Raw genomic sequence first — 20,730 nt, forward strand, 5'->3', positions numbered from 1 at the left:
ACATAATGAATAAAACAATTTTATCACTTTTCGCAGTTGTGCTACTATTCAATTGTTCAACGGCTCAAAAAATAGCAGAGGTTGAAGCTATAGATAAAGCTCAGGTAAAAGCATCCATGATAAAAGCTTTAGAATGGCAAGAAGCACATCCTATTTTTGCACTTGCACCAACGGACTGGACAGCAGGAGCCTATTATGTAGGTGTTGCCAGAGCACACAAAGCAACCAAAAATATGATGTATATGGCGGCGTTAAAAAATCAAGCCTATTGGAATAACTGGCAGACCTATAAGCGTTTACATCACGCAGATGATGTTGCCATCTCATATAGTTATATATATATTGATAGAAACGAGAAAAGAAGAAATTTTGTTGATTTAGAGCCTACAAAGAAATTCTTAGATGCACATTTATATGAAGATGACAATTGGAAATCGGGTAAAAATGCAGGTAAAGAAGGAAAAGACATTTTATGGTGGTGGTGTGATGCCTTATTTATGGCGCCACCAGTATTAAATTTGTATGCAAAACACACAGAACAACCTAAGTATTTAGAAGAGATGCATAAATTTTATATGCAAACGTATAATAAATTGTATGATGAGGAAGAGCAGTTGTTTGCAAGAGATATGCGTTTTGTATGGCAAGGCAACGATAAAGATACCAAAGAACCTAATGGAAAAAAAGTATTTTGGTCTAGAGGAAACGGATGGGTTATTGCTGGTTTAGCTTTGATTTTAGATGATATGCCAACCGATTATGAACACCGTCCATTCTACGAGAAACTATACAAAGAAATGGCAGAAAAAATGCTAGCCATTCAACCAGAAGATGGTTTATGGCGTACAAGTTTGTTGTGTCCTGAATCTTATAACCACGGAGAGGTAAGCGGCAGTGGGTTCCATACCTTTGCTTTAGCCTGGGGAATTAATAATGGTTTAGTGGATAAAAAACACACACCAGCAGTTAAAAAAGCATGGAATGCTATTGTAAAATGCCAACATGAAGATGGTCGCGTAGGTTGGGTGCAAAATATTGGAGCTTTTCCGGAGCCAGCATCGGCAGATTCTTGGCAAAATTTTGGTACTGGAGCCTTTTTAATGGCAGGAAGTGAGATATTGAAGTTAGATTAATTTAGTTTTTCCTTTACTAAGGAATCTTTACTATATCAAAATAAAAGCTCATTTTTTCAATCAATGTTGAAAAAATGAGCTTTTTTGTTTTTATTATTCAAACACACACAGGATGATACAGGACACTATTTCATACTAAAAAAATTATTTTTATTATGTTGAATTGATATGAATTTAGTTAAAACAACAGTTTTATTCTGATTGCTTTTTTAAATCGTAAAAATAAAAACGACACTCAACTAAAATCATAGACAAATCTAAATTCTATTAGAATAAATTACCATGATAAAGAAGCTTAAAGTTATTTGTTATTTTCTCATTCTATCTATCTTTGTAGCGAATTTTGCCTACAGTCAGCCATTAAACCAAAACAAATCTGTAATAAAAAGTGAAATTTTAATTATTGACAGAACAGCGGGTTCAAATACCACTGACATGCCAGTCGATTTCGGTAAGCGCGAGTTTTTTAAAGCTTTAAGGGAAGCAGGATTACGTATTTCTGTTTTGTCTGAATTAGACGAAGTAAGCCATGAGTCATTTGTAATTATTGGCACCTTAAACGATAGTTTGATAAGTAACCTGCTTAAGGATAATACCAATATTCTAAATGCTTCTGCTGAAAGTGTATTTTATGAAAAAGTAGATGTTAATAAATATACAGCGTTGATTATTGGTGGAAGTGACTCTAAAGGCCTGATGTATGCTCTAACTGAAATGTCGGAACAAATTAAAGATAAAGGGTTATCGGTTTTGGAGAAGCTACAAAGTACTTTGGAATCTCCAGAAAATAAGGTGAGAGGCTTAGATAGATTCATTAAAGACGAAAATGATGATAACTGGTTTTTTTCTGAAGAGTTTTGGCAGTATTATATACAACAACTTGCCAAAAACCGTTTTAACAGGTTAACACTCATAACTGGATATAATGATGGTAAAAAGGAGGATTTTATGATACCTGTTTACCCTTACTTTTTTCAAGTTCCTGGATTTCAAAAAACAAAAATTAAGAAAAACCTAAAAAAATCACCTCAAGATTACTTGAGTCAATTGAGGCGTATTGGTGAAATAAGTCACGATTATGGACTTGAGTTTGTATTTGGTATTTGGGGGCATGGTAGAAGTGAAGGGCTCGTTGAAGGATTGGCTAAAAGTGATATCGAGTATACGCAATATTGTTCAAAAGGTATGCAGGAATTATTAAAACGTGTGCCAGAGATTGATGGGATTCAGCTTCGTGTAAATTATGAATCTGGTATAGGTGGCTTTGGTAATACAGCAGATGAGTTTTGGAAAGAAATAATTTATGCAATAGGAAAAGCCAATAGTAATAGAAATGGTAATCTGTTTTTAGATATTAGAGCAAAGGGATTAACTCCTAAAATACGTAAATGGGCTACTGAAACGGAAATTGATTTTTCTGTAACTAGTAAATATACATGGGAAGGTGTGGGGCTTCCATACCATCCTTTGCAAATGCGAAAGGCAGAATTAGATTTGATAAATAATTTTGATAAACGGCAGCGCTACGGGTATGCGGATTTTTTAAATGAGTCTCGAAATTTTGACTTTATTTATCGTTTATGGGGTATCGGTACTAAACGCATGTTTACTTGGGCAGACCCAGATTATGCTAAACGATTTTCGCATTCTTCTAGTTTTGGTAAGGGAAAAGGGTTTCAAGTTACACCGCCAATGGCAAGAAAGAGCAATACTTGGAGTCTTATTACTAATGAGTCAAAAGTTTACTACAAATGGGAAGATGAGCGCTATTGGGCTTGGTATTTATTATTTGGAAGGCTAGGATATTCTACAGACACAAATCCTGAAGTATGGCAAAGAACATTTAAACAGCATTATGGTAATGCTTACCCTTTTGTTTTAGATGCATATTCAGCTGCAGGAAAAGTGTTGCCGTTAATTACCTCATCCCATCTTACCAATCATCCAGCCAATTATAATTGGGCAGAAATGGATAGCGGCGGAGCTCTTTTTACCGCTCATAATGCTAATTGGCTTCATAAAGAAAAAGAAAGAACTTATCAATCTGCTGAACCTGGAGACCCTGGAATGTTTTATAGCATTCAAGATTATGTAAAAGATGTACTAAATGAAAATATACAGCCTAAGATTACACCAATTCAGTTGGCGGATTATTATAACAAATTAGCAGATGAAATATTAGAAAATCTTTCAAAAGTAAAATTAGGAGTTATACCAGAGGAATCGCAAAAAGAATTTCAAACTAATATTATAGATTTAAAGATTACTGCTGCACTTTCAACGTATCATGCTGAAAAAGTCATAGCATCCATGAATTTTGTTTTTTATCAAGAAACAGAAGACGAGGCATATTTGCACTTAAGTATTCAACATTTAAAAAAGGCAAAGTCTCACTGGGAAACGATTGTAAATTTAACGAGTAAAATCTATCATACTGCTCCATTCTTTTTACACGATAATGGCACATGGAAGGACAGGTTAACTGAAATAGAAAAAGATTTGGAAAGCCTTGTTAAAATACAGGGAAAATCAAAACAAATTTCAGTTGAAAATGAAATGCGTAGTTTTGGAAAAACTAAAATATCCTTTAGTAATGGTTTTGATGCAATTGTACCTACCGTTATTGGTGCTAAGGATACTTTGAAAGTAATTTTTAACAGTAATAAATTTACTAAAGAAACCCAAATTCCAAGCGTACATTATAGATTGGCTGATATGACTTTAGGCGAATTTAATAAACAAAAAATGACGTGGAATGGGAGTGTTTATGTTGCTCAAATATCGATAGAAAGCCTTAATCCTGATTATGATTTACTTGTTTATTTTTCTTCAATAACAAGTAATGAAGAGGTGGTTATATATCCAGGAATATTTAGTGAAAAACAAAATGCTCCATTTTATACAATTGAAATTGAAGAATAGCTACTGAAATTATAAAATTTAATTAAAAACACCTTTACGTAATACTAATAATATGAGATTTTTAAAAATAGCGCTATTGCTAGGTTTGTTGATAACAAGTTGTCAATCAAAAAAAGAAAACAAAAATAAAGCGGAAGAAGATACAGCAGTATTAAAGTTACCAGAACGCCCAAATATCCTTTGGTTAGTCACCGAAGATATGGGTGCTTACATTCCCCCTTTTGGCGATAACACGGTAGCAACACCAAACTTAAGCCGTTTAGCAGAGGAAGGTGTAATTTATCCCAATTTGTATTCTACTTCTGGGGTTTGTGCGCCCAGTAGAGCGGCGATTGCCACAGGAATGTATCCCTCAAGCATTGGTGCTAATCACATGCGGGTAAATTCATATAATGATGAAATAGGGGTGCCAAAATATGAGGCGGTACCACCTGCAGAAGTAAAAATGATCAGTGAATTACTTCGAAAACAAGGATATTACTGTACTAATAACTATAAAGAAGATTATCAATTTAAAGCACCAGTAACCGCTTGGGATGAAAGCAGTCCATATGCACATTGGCGAAATAGAGATAAAGATCAGCCATTTTTTGCAATTTTTAATTTTACTGAAACACATGAATCTGGTTTGTTTGAACCCTATGGATTTAGAGAAATAGAAACCAGACATTATCAAGCGGGAGATAGAAATTATAAATGGAAAAATTTTGGAAAATCTCATGCTAAAAATAGAATGGACGAAGCTGATACACCAGTGCATTTACCAAAAGACACCAAATTTGATATTCCACCTTACCTAGTGGACAATGAAGTGACGCAACGCGATATGTGGAAGCTTTATAATAATATAGCTGAAATGGATATGCAGGTTGGTGCAGTTTTAAAACAGCTAGAAGATGATGGCTTATTGGAGAATACTATAGTCATATTTTATGGAGATCATGGTGGCCCTTTGCCAAGAGAAAAACGTTTAATTTACGATTCTGGTTTAAATACCCCGATGATAATTAGGTTTCCTAATGGACAATATGCAAGAACAACAGACAATCAATTAATTAGTTTTATCGATTTTGCTCCTACCTTATTATCATTAACAGGAGAAAAACCAAAAACGTACATGCAAGGTCAAGCTTTTTTAGGAGAACATAAAGCAGAAGAACGCAAATATATTCATGCCGCTGCCGATAGATTTGATGGTTTTACAGATGCTATTAGAGCAGTAAGAGATAGCCAGTTTAAATACATCCGAAATTATAGACCAGAGCAAGGTTACTATTTGCCTGTAGCATATCGTGAAAAAATACCAAGTATGAAAGAGCTACTTAGGCTTAAAGATGAAGGGAAGCTTAACGATATGCAACTACAATGGTTCAGAGACTCTAAACCAAAAGAAGAATTGTTTGACTGCGAAGCAGATCCATACGAATTAACAAACCTTGCAGATAATCCAGAATATCAAGAAAAACTTAAAGAATTAAGTGCAGAAATGGATAAATGGTTAAGTACAGTTGGAGATAATCCAGATTTACCAGAAGAAGATCTCATTAAAAAATTATGGAAAGGTGCTGATACACAACCAAAAACAGCTGTACCAAACATTTTAAATCAAAGTGGAACAATTAGTATAAGTTGTGATACCAAAGGTGCTTCTATTGGTTATAAAATTATTAAGGACGGAAAGACACCAAAATCCTGGGAGATTTACCATAACCCTATTGAATTGCCTGAAGCATCCAAAGTACTAGTTCGGGCGCACCGTATAGGTTTTGTGCCAAGCGACACGGTTGAATTCAATTAGGCTCAGATACGCTAATATTAATACAAAATACATGAAGAAAATACTATCGCTGCTAGTGTTTGCAATTGCCGTTTCCAGTTATGCGCAACAGGTAAGACATATTGAAACCATTAATGAATCTTGGCATTTTCACAAGGGTGTTTTAGATAAGCCGTTTACTAATGACGCGGGAACTGTTTGGGAAAAAGTAACCATTCCACATTCATGGAATACCGAAGATATTTTAGATGATAAAGCAGGTTATTATCGTGGTGAAGGTTGGTATAAAAAAACTATGGAAATTCCTCAGGTGTATGAAAATCAGCAAGTTTTTTTATTGTTTGAAGCAGCGAATCAAGTCACCTCATTATTTGTAAACGGAAAGGAAGTTGGAGAAGATCATATAGGAGGCTACACCACATTTGCACTCGATATTACATCGGCCTTAAAAGCTGGAAAGAATGAGATTGCCGTAAAAGTGGAAAATGCCCATAATGATGAAATTGTACCACAATCGGCAGATTTTTCATTTTATGGTGGTATTTACAGAGATATTCAACTTATTATAACCAAGCCAGTTCACTTTGAAGTCGCTAATTTGGGGGCCAACGCCATTTTTATAAGAACACCAGAAGTTTCTGAAACTTCAGCTTCAATATCGGTACAATCTAAAATAGTACGACCCAAAAAAGGGACATTCTACGTAAGGCAATCGTTATTTGATGCTAAGCATACTTTGGTTAAAACAGTAAAATCAAAATCGTCTTTTGGAAAAGATGTTTTTGGAGAGTTTTCAATAGCTAATCCGAATTTATGGTCACCTGAAACCCCATATTTATATAAGCTGGTTTCCGAAATAGTTGATAAAAAAGGAAATGTGTACGACAGAGTTGAAAACCCTGTTGGTTTTAGATGGTTCAATTTTGATCCGAAGAAAGGCTTCTCAATTAATGGGAAACCAACCAAGTTAATTGGTACCTGTCGTCATCAAGATTTCTTAGGTAAAGCCAATGCGGTAAGTGATGAGATTCATCGTAACGACATGAAATTACTTAAAGACATGGGTTCCAATTTCTTGAGAATAGCGCATTACCCGCAAGATCCTGCCATTTTAGAAATGTGTAACAAATTAGGGTTTGTGGCCACTTTAGAAATTCCTTTTGTTGATAAAGCCGCGGCCAACGAAGCGGGAAAACAGAATAGTATAAAAATGCTTAAGGAAGCCATCCGTTTCAATTATAATAATCCGTCAATTGTAGCGTGGAATTTAGGAAACGAAACAACTATGAAGGCGCCTGATAAATTAGGGGAAGCATATACCAAACATTTTGTGAGCACACATGAAGCTTTGGCAAAAACCATTAAGGAAGAAGATCAAACCCGATATTCATATTCTGTGTTTTTTAGAGAACCGGCTTATCAAGACAGATTGGGTATCCGATTTACAGAGTTGGTTGGCTATAACAAATATTACGGTTGGTATGTTCAAGAGTTAGAGGATATTGATAAAAATCTAAGAAGCTTGGTAGCGCGTTCATTAGAATTGGATCCCGATAAGCCTTTTATTTTAAGTGAGTATGGTGGCGGTGCAGATCCAAGACTACGTTCTTACAACCCTACACGATTCGATTTTAGTGTAGATTACCAGTTTTTGTTGCACAAATACTACATGAAAACCATTTTAGACATGCCTGAAATTTCGGGTGCTAATGTTTGGAATTATGCCGATTTTCAAGTAGAACACCGTAAAGATGCGGTACCGCACATCAATAATAAAGGTTTGGTTTCTGCAACCAGAAAGAAAAAAGACGTCTATTATTGGTATCAAGCCTTATTGAAAAAAACACCATTTTTAGCCATAGCATCTAAATCTTGGAATAAAAGATCGGGGATTGCTGATGCCAAAAATGGAACTTACGCTACACAACCCTTAACTATTGTTGGCAATGGGAACGATGTTGAATTATTTTTAAATGGTACATCACTTGGTAAAAAAGTGTTTGAATTTTCAACAACAACTTTTGAGGTGCCCTTTGTAGATGGACAAAATTTAATTGAAGTTATTAGTGAAAAAGATGGTAAACGATTAAAAGATGTTGCCTTTATAGATTTCAATCTTATCCCGAAATACCTTAAAAGCAATACCAATCCATTCGAAGAAATAGCGATTAATGTGGGCTCTTACTGTTATTTTATAGAATCTGACAATATGGATTATTTATGGATGCCAGATAAAGCCTATGAAAAGGGTGGTTTTGGGTATGTAGGTGGAGAATTCTTAAAACATCCTAGTAAGAGAAGAAATGCCATTGGAACCGATGTAAGTGTAAAAGGCACCGAAAACGATCCCATATATCAAACACAACGCATAGGTATTGAAGCCTACAAATTCGATGTGCCTAATGGAACTTATGAACTGTCATTACTATTAGCCGAGTTAAAAACTAAGGATCAGAATGTTATGGATATCTTAGTTAATGACAAAGCGATTTGGACTAACTTAAACCTAAAGAAGGAATACGGAAATGATCGTGGTGTCGCTAAACGTTTTTTAATTACTGTTGAGAACGATAAAGGGATTACAGTAAACTTTAAGGCAAAAGAAGGGCAAACACGCCTTAGCGGTATCAAGCTAAGAAGGGTAAATTAAAGCCATATGCACAAGAGTTTTCTAGGTTGTTTATTATTACTAGTTGGTTTTATCGGTTTTGCACAGGTAGAACCATACGATCTTAAACTGGAGTATCTTAATAATCCCGAAGGTATCGATGTTAAAAAACCAAGGTTCTTCTGGAAGTTAAAATCTGATGAGTCTGGGCAATATCAAAGGGCTTATCAAGTTATTGTAGCCACTTCAAAGTATAACATAGAGAATAACATTGGCGATGCATTTAATTCCAAAAAGGTAAGAAGTTCTAACACGACCCAGATTATTTATAAGGGAAAGCCTTTACAGCCAGCATCCCAGTATTATTGGAAAGTAAAGGTTTGGGATAAAAACAATACGTCAAGTTGGAGTGAAACAGCAACATTTTCTACGGGTTTATTTTCAGTGGAGGATTGGAAAGGCGCACAATGGATCGCTTGGAGAAATCAAGAAGAATGGGAAACAGAATGGTGGCGTAAAAAAAAGGTGGAGTCTGGTGCTACCGAATTTCAACTGCCAAGTTATTTTGGGGCACATTTAAACATGTTTGAAAGGTATCATTTTTTTGATGATAAAAAACACGATCCTGCACCACTTTTACGTAAAGGTTTCGATGTGCAAAAAAAGGTAAAACGTGCCAAAGCATACATTAGTGGCATTGGATATTACGAGTTGTACATCAATGGTAAAAAGATAGGGAATTCCGTTTTGGATCCCGGTTGGACAGATTACAGAAAAACCATTTTATACGCCACGCACGATATTACCAACGACGTAAAAAATGGCGCTAACGTAGCAGGAGTGATGTTAGGTCGTGGGTTTTACGGTATGATGGCTTACGACCACTGGGGATTTTATAAAAAAAACGGATGGATTGGTCAGCCAAAATTAATATGTCGCATAAAGGTAGAATATGAAGATGGCACTACAAAAGACATTGTAAGTGATTTAAGTTGGAAAGTTACAGGAGGGCCTGTGGTGTATGATGGGCCACATATGGGCGAAATTTATGATGCTACAAAAGAAATTGAAGGTTGGAGTGACGTAGGCTTAGATGATTCTAATTGGGATAATGTAAACCCAGCACCCCATCCAGGAGGAGAACTCGTGTCACAAATGTGTGAACCTATTAGAGTGACCAAAACATTTCACCCCATAGCCACAAAAAATTCAAGTAGGGGACAATGGTTTGATGTAGGTACCAACATGTCTGGTTGGGTACGGTTACGAATAAAAAATGCTAAAAAAGGACAACGGATAACCATTTATTTTGGTGAAAATAAAGACCCTATTACCGTAAGTCAACCCGGAGGACTTCAGCAAATGGCCTATGTTTGTAAAGGAGGTGGTGTAGAGTATGCCGAATGTCGTTTCTCTTATAAAGGGTTTCGTTATATAAAGGTGAAAAGTTTTAGAAAGCTAAAGTTTAGTTTAGAGGATGTTGAGGTAAGATATGTGCATTCTGATGTGCTACGCGTAGGGCATTTCGAGTCCTCGGATAAGACGATAAATGCGGTTCATGAAATTTGTCGTAAATCGCTCATATTCAATTTACATAGCATTCCTACCGATTGTCCGCATCGCGAGAAAAATGGTTGGTTAGGCGATGCTGTTACAGGCATGGAGTTTGGTATGGCGAATTATGATTTAGCGGCTTTAATGACGAAGTTCACCAGAGATATTTTTGATGGACAAGATGATTTGGGAGGTATCCCTGCCATTGTTCCTGCGAATAATTACGGCGCAGGAAAATCCACATTATGGTCCTCCGCTGGTGTTCATATTCCTTGGTATATGTACCAATATTACAACGATACACGTTTGTTTGATCTGTATTGGGAAAACATGATCCTTTGGGTAAAACGTTCTTGGGAATACAACAACATGGAAGAAAAAGACGGTATGTTTAAAGAACGTTTTAATGACTGGGTAACGCCTTATGATGCAACGTATAGAGGCGGTGGTAAACCTGGAGGGAATGAGGTTATTGCTTCAATGAATTTTTATTTAGCTCTTAAACGTTTGGCGCATATTGCTGAAAAATTAGGGAAAAGCAAAGATGAAAAAAGGCTAAATACACAAGCGGAGCGCATGCATAAAGGCATACAAAAATATGCATTTGATGAAGAGAAACTAGAGTATGTAGGTTTAAAACCTTTTAATGAGTTTTTACCTGTGGTTAATATTTTGGCACTTAATTATGATATTGTTCCAGAAAAATACAGAGCTCAACTCGAAAAGAAGATGGTAGATAATATTGTTAAAGATAAGGGTTACCACCTCTGGGGTGGCGTGTTTACGGTACATTCTGCTTACGAGTATTTGCCTAAAAATGGTTATTCAGACCTTATGCATAAAGTGATGGTTAACGAAGAGTGGCCTTCATTCGGTTGGATGATTAAAAATGGCGCAACTACATTGCCAGAAGGCTATAAATTTACCGCCTCTAATATGCATCATTTTATGGGGGCAGTAGATAATTTCTTTTACCGTCATTTAGTGGGTATTAATGTTAATCCATCCAAACCAGGTTTTCAAGACATCATTTTGAAACCTAATTTTATTAAGGCTATGGATTTTGCTAGGGCTAGCTATAATTCTATCCATGGTGAAATAAAGGCTGGATGGAAAAAAATAAATGATAATACCTATGAGTATTTTGGTGTTATTCCTCCAAATTGCGAGGCTAAAGTAATTCTGCCTTTTAAAACAGAAACTATAAAATCGGGGACTTTTAAATATCTGGTAAACCTCTAAAGTATGGGCTATCATAATTTACCATAGCTTTATGGTGTTACCTAGACAATATATAGAATGAGTAATAATTTTAAAACGAGTACAATGCGCTATCTGAATGTTTATCTTTTTCTTTTCATCATGCAAGTCACTTTTTTTGCATGTGATTCAAGCAAAACCAGTGATAAAAACCTGGAAAATCCTTCAATTAGTGTTGCAGATTTGAAAAAAGGTTTTAAGAACCCAGAAATACAATACCGTCCAGAAACCTGGTTTCACCTTAATGGAAACAATATTTCTAAAGAAGGTTTAACCTTAGATTTAGAGGCCATAAAAGAAGCTGGTTTACAGGGGATTCATTTATTTAATAAAGCAGGACGACTTTACCCTAATGTAGAACCCATTAAAATTTTATCGCCAGAATGGGAGGATATGATTCGCCATGCGGCCGACGAGTCCAAACGCTTAGGCTTAAAATTTACCATGCAAAACTGCCCGGGTTGGTCTATGACTGGTGGTCCGTGGGTGCCTGCAGAAGAGGCGCAACGCGAAGTAGTAGAATCTGTATATCGTGTTTCAGGAGGTAAAACCTTTAACGAAGTATTAGAATTAGATTCATTATATCATACAGCTGATTACGATTATAAAGACATTCAAATATTGGCTTTCCCAACGCCAGAAGGTGATGATATGGAACCTTTCAACCCTTTAAAAATAGAAACCAATAATTCAATCGTGCCGTGGGAAGATATTTTCAATCCTAATTCAAAACTTATTGTTACTCGTACCACGACGCGATTAGATAAACCCATAAAAGCATACAGGGCAAATGGTATTTCAAAAGTAAATGGAGCTGATACTTGGGTTAAAACAACCTTTGATGTGCCTGTGACCTTGCGTACCATCAAGTTTCCACAATTGCGACATATCATTATGGGCACACAATATCCAGTAGTAGAAGTTGCGGTTAAAGTTGAAGCTATTGTTGCTGGCGAATTAAAGGAAATTACAACTATAAATTTACCCGATGCCAATTGGAACGACAGGCGAAAACACCTAACACTTACTATTCCAGAAACGACCTCGAATACGTTTGTGTTCACTTTTGAAGGAAATCATTCCATTGCCCCGGAATTTATTAGGTTAAGTTCAAGTCCAAAGCTGCATAATCATGAGGCTAAAGCGGCTAAAGTGTTAAGGCGTCTTGAAAAAAACGTGCACTACGATTATGCTGACAATACCATTATAAAGGCAAACACTGTTATCAACCTAACGGACAAGTTAAACGCTGAGGGTAAATTAACTTGGGATGTGCCAGAGGGCGATTGGACAATCGTTCGTTTTGGGCACATCAATATGCGATTAACCAATAAACCTGCAGTTCCTGAAGCGACCGGTTGGGAATCTAGTAAATTGGATAAAGTGACCATAGAAAACCATTTGCGTAATGGAATGATTGGCAATTTAATTAAAGATGGTGGGCCTATAGGCGATGGAAAATTGCATGGTTTATTGATTGATAGCTGGGAAAGTCATGTGCCAACTTGGACGATGAATTCGGAAGATATGTTTACCGAATTTGAAACACGAAGAGGTTACAGTATGAAAACATACTTGCCCGCAACAATGGGCTATATTGTTGAAAGCCCAGATGTAACCACAAAGTTTTTAAGAGATTTACGTCATACCATGGATGAAGTATTTATTGATAATTTCTTCAAGCATTTTGCAACTGTAGCGCATGATATGGGTGCCGAAGTCTATACCGAAGGTGCAGGAGGAGAAGTATTGCCCGTTGACCCAATGCGCTATTACGGCGTTAGTGATATACCAATGACCGAGTTTTGGTATCCAAAGGCGCCCTCTGCTCAAAATGAATATGCTAAACCAATTTATAATGCGGCGTCGGCAACCCATTTGTATAATAAACCAATGCTTGCGGCAGAGGCTTGTACGCAGATAGGGGTAAAATGGAATGAACACCCGTTTAGTGTAAAATATTTAATTGATTACAACTTTGCAAAAGGTGTAAATCATTTGGTGTTCCATACCTTTTCCCATACACCACAAACCGATGTATATCCTGGTTCTAGTTTTGGCGGGCATATCGGGTTTCCTTTGGTTCGACAACAAACTTGGTGGCCTTACATGAAAGATTGGACAGATTATCTATCAAGAAATCAATACGTATTGCAACAAGGCGAATACGTAGCCGATGTACTTTGGTATTACGGTGACCATTATGAACGCCCACCATTTGATTTAGATGAATTTCCAAAAGGTTATCGTTTTGATTATTTAAATGCTGAAATTTTACACGATAAATTAAGTATGAAAGACGGTAAAATCCATGTTGAAAATGCAGGAGATTACCGCATAATTATGCTGAGGGATTCTGAAAAGATGCTACTTTCTACCTTAAAGAAATTAGAAACATTGGTTGAAAATGGAGCTGTAATTTTAGGTAATAAACCGCTGGATTCACCGAGTTTAATGGATGATGAAGCCGACTTAAAAGAACTTAAAACCATTTCAGATAAGTTATGGGGAACAACCAAAAGTGACGTAAAACAAGTTGGAAAAGGTAAAGTATATTGGGGTAAAACTTTAGATGAAGTTTTAAGCGCCGAAAGCATTAAGCCAGATGTCATCGTTCCTCAGGATTTAGAAATCAATTGGATACATCGTGAAATAGAAGATGCCCATATTTATTTTGTGGCTTCAAAAGAAGACAAACCAGTAAATTTAGCCTTGAGTTTTAGGGTCGATAATGTCACACCTCAAATCTGGGATGCCTTAAAAGGGGAACAACGGGATGCAAAAATTTGGCAGACTTCTGAAAACCGCACCAATGTTGCATTTTCATTAGCATCAAATGGAAGTACTATTGTGGTATTTACAAAAAGCGATAAGCAACCCTTGGCTTCAAAAGTAACTCATGAAGGAGAGGTAATCTTGGATGCTGAAATGGGTTGGTTCAAAATTTATGAAGAAGAGACAGTTCCAAAATTATCATGGAAAGATGATGATTTTAAGGCTTCTATGTCTTGCGAATATGTATTTCATCAGAATGGAAAAGCGATAAAAAAAGAAGTTTTAGTTGAAGAAAAAGAATTACAAAACAATTGGCAATTGTCCTTTAATGGAGGTTGGGATACGCCCGAGACTATTGAGATTTCAGAATTAAAATCATTAACGCAACTTGAAAATAAGGCCATACAACATTATTCGGGTACCACAACATATTCTAAAACAATCAACCTAGAAAAGATTGGAGTACATACAGTTTTGGATTTAGGCGAGGTAGCCAACATTGCAGAATTATGGTGCAACGGTAAAAAAGTAGGTGTAAAATGGGCACCGCCTTTTGAGTTCGATATTACAGAGTATGCTCAAAAAGGTGAAAACACTCTTGAGGTTAAAGTTACTAATACATGGCGAAATCAATTAATTTTTGATAATTCTCGACCTAAAGACCAAAAGAAAACTTGGACTACCAATCCACCTAAAAAGAATGAAACCGAATTGGAGGATGCAGGTTTAATAGGGCAAGTGGTTTTAAGATTTATTAAGTAATATTTTTCGTAATAAGGGGCTCGTAATTGTTAAAGTTTTGTGCTTTGACGAATTATTAGCCTTTTTGACCTGAATTCAGGATAGTTCAGGATAGCATTTTTTTTAGTTTTAAAGAACTTTAAGGGTTTTATAATATTATCTTTAGGACTCAATTTAATAGGATTATGAAACAAAGAAAAGTTTTGTTGCTGATTATAACAGTATTACCAGTTGTCTCAAAAGCTCAGGTTGTATCTTAAAAAGGGGTAATTGTTAAATAGATAGAACAAAGTAAATTATGAATATGGTTTCAAAATTATATCCCATGATAAATAAATGGAGAGTTTTCGGTTTGTTGATTATTATAAGTTCAATAAATCTAACTGCACAAGTTACTTTTTTAGAAAGTTCACAAGTAACGAACGATGCACTTTACTTTTGGAAAGCGGACGACCCAAAACCATTTCATTATGGTAGAAGTATAAATCCTCATGGAAATTGCATGAAAGTATCTAATGGCTATGTGTTTTATACTTGGTATCGTGGGGGTTGGGCAGATCGAACTTTAATGATTTCTAGAAAAAAAATTGGAGAAGGTGACTGGGTGCATGTGGCCCTTCCTGCAAAAATGAGTTTAGTAGGTGGTAAAGGAGATACACACTTAACAACTAATGTAGGTATCTGCTCAATAGATGGTACAGTGCATTTAATGTTTGATCATCATAACGAAGATCTAAACTATATAAGGTCTAAAAAAAATATAGCTTATGGTCCAGATAGCGACTTTATAGCGGCTAACTTTCTACCGCAACAAGATTACCTAATCCCTGGTAAAAAAGTTACGGGCGTAACATATCCTGATTTATTTAATAACGATCAAGGAGAGATGTATTTTGAAAGACGACTAGGATCTGCCGTAGGCGGTGACATTATAATGACATATTATAATGGAGATACATGGTCTGACGAAGTAACAATTATAAAAGGAAGAGGTGCTGAAGTTACACAAGGAGAGCGTAATTTTTGTTACGGTAGTGCAAAATATATTAATGGTAAATTCTATTACGTGTACTCTCCAAGGTGGGCGGAATCTCCTACGAGGTTAAATGAAGGGGTTTACGTGATGGAACTAGGGTCCCGTATGGATAGTAAAGCAACCACGCTTAATGGTAAAAGTTACGACTTACCGATAATTGATCATACACCTTTTTTCATAGCAGACCCCCGTAGTGTGCCGGATAATGCAGGTTGGGCAGGAGGGCCTCAGTTAGCTATTTCACCTAAAAATGATATTTACACCTATATAAAGCCTAAGGGGACAAATCCTTATAATTACCTTAGAAAACAAGACGAAACTGAGTTTACTGAGGATAGAAACAAAGGTTCTTTAGGAGTGTTTTATGGTAACCGAATGTATAAGTTTAACTTATCTGGAGGAGATTTTGTAGTTACTAGTGCATTGGCAGGAACATACACCTGGAGAGAAGATTTTAGAGCAAATACAGGGATAACTGCAAATAAGAGTATAACTATAATGGAAGATGGTGTTATTGCAGTAGTATTTAGCGAACATAAAAACAGCGCTGAGGTTCCTATCCATTGTTTTGTGTTTCAGTTAACAAAGGAGGAGTATACACCGCAAACTATTACATTTAATCTGTTAACAGCAAAAACAGAAGGCGACCCTGATTTTACGTTAAATGCAACAGCAAGTTCTGGTTTGCCAGTGTCTTTTGCATCATCAGATACGAATGTTGCCCGTATTGTTAATGGTAATGAAGTACAATTAATTGGTGTGGGCTCATGCGATATTATTGCCGGTCAATCTGGTGATGGTACTTATGACAGTGCGCCAGATGTATCTCAAACCTTAGTGGTGAATGCAGATACGTCAAAGTCCAACCAAACCATTACGTTCAGTTTATCTCCAAACACATATACTTGGGGAGATTCTGATCAAGTGTTAAATGCTACAGCTAGTTCTGGTTTACCCGTGGAATACGAAAGTACCAATACAGACGTTGCGATTATTGTTGATGGAAAAATCCAGGTGAAGCGTGCAGGAACAACAACCATAAATGCGTTACAACCAGGTGATGATACTTACAACGCAGCACCTATTGTAGGGCATGAATACGCTGTTCCCATTCGTCAACAGGTAATCGCCTTCCAGGATATTCCAGAAGTAACTTCTGGTGATCCGGCATTCAGCCTCGTGGCAACAAGTAATAATCCTGATGCAAATCTTAGATTCCTTTGCCCAAATAATCAGGTAGCTATTGTTTGGAGCAATCAGGTTAGACAGGTTTTAGGAGCAGGTAGTGCTACCATAACTGTTTCTGAAACAGGTAATGACTATTTTACATCGACTCAAGCTTCTAAAACAATAACGGTGAATCCGAAGACACATCAAGTACCATCCACTATAGAGGCAGAGTACTATACCACTAAAAGTGGTGTAAATGTAACGAGATGGAGTAATACAGTATTTTATTTAAATTCTTGGAATGTAAACGATTTTGCTGAATATACTATTGATGTACCAGAGGACGGCACATACGAAGTTGAGATGTTTGCCGCTTCACCAGGTTCTACTAAAAAACTAAAGATCGTGCAGGGCACAACAACGTTGGCTTCCATATCGCTTACTAAAACGCCGAATCTGACAAATTTTAAAGGAACGAAGACTAACATAACGCTTCAAAAAGGAGTACAAAAAATTAAAATTGTAGGTGAAGTTGGTGGTTTTAATTACGATAAAATGAAAATTTCTGCAGGCTCTGGTGGTGGTGATGCTGAAGGTGTTTATCAGCTAGTTAATGTTGCTACTGGGAAATATCTTGGTGCTGGTGATTCTTCTGCTGGCCCAGTAATTATGCGTGATAATGGAGATGCTCCAGATCGAAAATGGACATTTGTTTCAACAAACGTAGGGGGTGTAGATTATTATAATATAGATAGTCAAGATAATGGCATATTGCGCGCCACAGGAGGTGGTTTTTCACCAGCCTACAGTGTTGTAAGTACAGCTAAGGCACCTCCAGCAGAAGACACAGATAAAATATGGACCGTGCATCATAACACCACAGATAATACATTTAGCTTTGAGGCTAAAACAAATAATAGATTTTTTTATCATCATACAGACGGTAACTGTTATAACCTTCTTAAGGGGACTGATTTTGTTGAAGGTGATCCAAGAAGCAAATGGCAAGTTGTAGGTACTGGTGGGCCGTTGCTAAGTGTTCAGGATGAGGATTTAAAAACTTCTTCAGTAAAGATATACCCCAACCCAGCACAGGATAAATTTACAATAGCCTTTAAAAATATTAACACCATAAAACGTGTGGAAATTTATAATATTTTAGGAAAACAGGTGTATCAAAACGTACCAAAACGTAGCGTTTTGGAAGTGGAGAGTACTGGATTTGAAACCGGCGTTTATTTAATTAAAGCGTTTTCGGCGGACAATAAAGTTTTTCATTCTAAGCTGATTATAAAATAATTCTGCTATTTGTTATAATTCACTGTAAATTGATTTTTCAGTGGGTTATAGGTCGGTTAGTCTTGGGGCAGGATAGCTCAGGATACTTTGTTGACCAATGTTCAATAGTTTTACATGCTATTTATTTTAGAATCAGTAAATTAATACCTAAAACAGCTATGAAAAAAATTACTAATAAAACCCTATTGTTTTTTGCCTTAACGTTATGCTCACTTTGCGCAACAGCTCAAGGCGCGCTTCCTTCTGATGATATTTTCAGATTGAGAAATGTAGCAACAGGGCAATTCTTAACCACTGCTGGAGGAAGTGCTCAGCCTGTTACCATGACAAATTTAGATGAAGAGGATGTAAGCACCCATTGGACCTTTGTGGTAAGTGGAGCCTATTATAATATAGATAGTAAAAGTGAAACTGGTGGTACTGGAATATTACGCGCACCAGGTGCTGGTAGCGATGGTGGCCCTTATGTAGTTTTAAGTACTCTAAAAGCTCCGCCAGCAGCCGATACTGATAAAACGTGGACAATATATCATAATAATATAAATGACACATACAGGTTTGGATCTAGAACAACAGGTAGATTTATGTATCATGACCCTAATGGAACAGTAACTCATGCTGTGGTTGCAGACACAGATGACAGAAGTAATTGGGAACTCATTCCTTATGTACAAACTCCTGTAGTGATAGCGCCAGATGAAGATACAAGTACTGATTTAAATTGTCCAGCTTCAGGTGAATTCGAAAACAACAATACCAGAAATGTAGATATACCAAACTCTGTTAATGTAGGGACAGCTGATGATAGAAGTTGCTATTCTGATTATTCAGAAAGTATGGTTAACGGAAAAACTTGGGGCGTTTATAATATTACCGCTGGGTCTAACCACTGGGATGCACCAAATACCTTACAACCTAGGATAGAGCGTTCTTTACCCAGATCTGGTGAAACAGGTGTTGGCAGTTATGCCAGATTTACCGGAACATTTAGAATTTTAGAGGTAGGTGATAATGGTAGTTTTGGTCAAGATGGATCTTATATTGCACAAGCCAAAGGAAAGCATACAGGAGGTGGTGGGCCACCAGATCCAGCTATTTGTTTATATAGAGCGCATCCTGTTTATGGCACAGGCATCAATGCGGACAAACAAGTGGCTTTTGATATTTATGCCGAACGTATTTTAGAACGTGGTGGATCTGGTAGTGGAAGAGAAGTTGTTTTTTTAAAGCAAGTAAATAAAAATGAAGAAGTTAACTTTGAGTTAGAGATAGGTTTTAGAGAGGATCCAAGCGATCCTACAAAAAAAATACATTATTGCGATGCTGTAATTGGAGGAGAAGCGTTTAATTATAACATCCCCGATCCAGAAAGAGGATTAGAATCTGGAATTAGATATGGTGCATACCGCGTAAGAGGTGGTAGAGCGCAAATAAGATGGGCAGAAACAACCTACCAAAGAGAGGAGGTTGAAGATAACACTAATACACCACCTGCAGACGATATTTATAGATTAAGAAATGTAGCCACAGGACAATTTTTAACTGCCGTAGGGTCAAGTGCCACACCAGTAACAATGACCAATTCAGGCGAACCGACAAATACACATTGGACTTTTGTAGAAAGTGGAGCGTTTTTTAATATCGATAGTGAAACTGTTGGTATATTACGCGCACCTGGAGCTAATTTTTCTGGGGGTGCTTATCGCGTTGTTAGCACAGGTGCAGTGGCACCATCAAGCGATACAGATAAAACGTGGACAATAGAATATAATGATTTAGAGGATACTTACAGGTTTCAATCAAGAACCGCTGATAGATATTTGTATCACAATGCCGATGGAACAGTAACACATACCACAGCACCAGAATCAGATACCAGAAGTGTATGGGAAGCTATCCCTACAAGCCAAACCTTAAGTATTGCAAATACCGAGCTTAATGCTCCTTCAATGGTAATATATCCAAACCCATCTAAAGGAGATTTTACAATTGCATTTCAAAACTTAAATACGGTTAATGTTAAAATTTACAGCGTACTTGGTAAAATGGTTTACGAAAACAAAACAAATGCAAAAAAGATAAACATAACCAACCAGTCGTTTACACCTGGAATATACCTTATACAAGCTACTACTAGCAACAATAAAACGTATCACAAAAAACTAGTAATACAATAAAATAAAAACAAAAGATATTTTGGGCGTTACCCTCCTTAGGTCGGGTCGGGCTATCCACTATATCTTTTGTTTTTTTATGCATTAAAGTAAAGTAATTTCTGTTTAATAGTCGCCTTACATCCTAAGGGTTGTAAATTACTACCAATAAACAAAAGGATGCCGTTTCTATCCCTAACCTTTAGATTAGCAAATACTATTAATTGTTATTACATTTAAAAAGGACAGAGTGAACTTATATCCCTAACTAGCTAAAAAGAGCTATCGTGCGTATTAGTCTC

At 36.5% G+C, this 20,730-nt stretch carries 8 protein-coding genes; all 8 read left to right on the top strand.

Annotated features, from left to right (window positions below; genetic code table 11):
- Positions 1-5 precede the first annotated feature (5 nt).
- Positions 6-1,133: a glycoside hydrolase family 88/105 protein gene (locus EYD45_RS09270; protein WP_130964264.1), complete on the top strand. Its 1,128-nt coding sequence runs from the start codon at positions 6-8 to the stop codon at positions 1,131-1,133.
- 282 nt (positions 1,134-1,415) lie between these two features.
- On the top strand, positions 1,416-4,055 hold the full coding sequence (locus EYD45_RS09275; RefSeq protein ID WP_130964265.1) for a hypothetical protein: 2,640 nt from the start codon (positions 1,416-1,418) through the stop codon (positions 4,053-4,055).
- Positions 4,056-4,107: 52 nt separating this feature from the next.
- Positions 4,108-5,853: a sulfatase-like hydrolase/transferase gene (locus EYD45_RS09280; RefSeq protein ID WP_130964266.1), complete on the top strand. Its 1,746-nt coding sequence runs from the start codon at positions 4,108-4,110 to the stop codon at positions 5,851-5,853.
- 31 nt (positions 5,854-5,884) lie between these two features.
- On the top strand, positions 5,885-8,482 hold the full coding sequence (locus EYD45_RS09285; RefSeq protein WP_130964267.1) for a glycoside hydrolase family 2 TIM barrel-domain containing protein: 2,598 nt from the start codon (positions 5,885-5,887) through the stop codon (positions 8,480-8,482).
- A gap of 6 nt (positions 8,483-8,488) precedes the next feature.
- Positions 8,489-11,236 (top strand): family 78 glycoside hydrolase catalytic domain, encoded by a 2,748-nt coding sequence (locus EYD45_RS09290; RefSeq protein ID WP_130964268.1) that lies wholly within the window; start codon positions 8,489-8,491, stop codon positions 11,234-11,236.
- Positions 11,237-11,293: 57 nt separating this feature from the next.
- A complete protein-coding gene (locus EYD45_RS09295; RefSeq protein WP_233702603.1) occupies positions 11,294-14,791 on the top strand; it encodes a glycosyl hydrolase in 3,498 nt (1,165 codons plus the stop codon).
- Positions 14,792-15,074: 283 nt separating this feature from the next.
- On the top strand, positions 15,075-18,275 hold the full coding sequence (locus EYD45_RS09300; protein WP_165453917.1) for a BNR-4 repeat-containing protein: 3,201 nt from the start codon (positions 15,075-15,077) through the stop codon (positions 18,273-18,275).
- Between the two features lie 158 nt (positions 18,276-18,433).
- Positions 18,434-20,452: a T9SS type A sorting domain-containing protein gene (locus EYD45_RS09305; protein WP_130964270.1), complete on the top strand. Its 2,019-nt coding sequence runs from the start codon at positions 18,434-18,436 to the stop codon at positions 20,450-20,452.
- The last annotated feature ends 278 nt before the right edge of the window (positions 20,453-20,730 follow it).

The sequence above is a fragment of the Hyunsoonleella flava genome (assembly GCF_004310325.1).
GTDB classification, from domain to species: Bacteria; Bacteroidota; Bacteroidia; order Flavobacteriales; family Flavobacteriaceae; genus Jejuia; species Jejuia flava.

Coding starts and splice junctions, on each gene's coding strand:
- EYD45_RS09305 (WP_130964270.1), top strand. CDS start 18,434: ATGAAAAAAATTACTAATAAAACCCTATTGTTTTTTGCCTTAACGTTA.
- EYD45_RS09280 (WP_130964266.1), top strand. CDS start 4,108: ATGAGATTTTTAAAAATAGCGCTATTGCTAGGTTTGTTGATAACAAGT.
- EYD45_RS09300 (WP_165453917.1), top strand. CDS start 15,075: ATGGTTTCAAAATTATATCCCATGATAAATAAATGGAGAGTTTTCGGT.
- EYD45_RS09275 (WP_130964265.1), top strand. CDS start 1,416: ATGATAAAGAAGCTTAAAGTTATTTGTTATTTTCTCATTCTATCTATC.
- EYD45_RS09295 (WP_233702603.1), top strand. CDS start 11,294: ATGAGTAATAATTTTAAAACGAGTACAATGCGCTATCTGAATGTTTAT.
- EYD45_RS09290 (WP_130964268.1), top strand. CDS start 8,489: ATGCACAAGAGTTTTCTAGGTTGTTTATTATTACTAGTTGGTTTTATC.
- EYD45_RS09270 (WP_130964264.1), top strand. CDS start 6: ATGAATAAAACAATTTTATCACTTTTCGCAGTTGTGCTACTATTCAAT.
- EYD45_RS09285 (WP_130964267.1), top strand. CDS start 5,885: ATGAAGAAAATACTATCGCTGCTAGTGTTTGCAATTGCCGTTTCCAGT.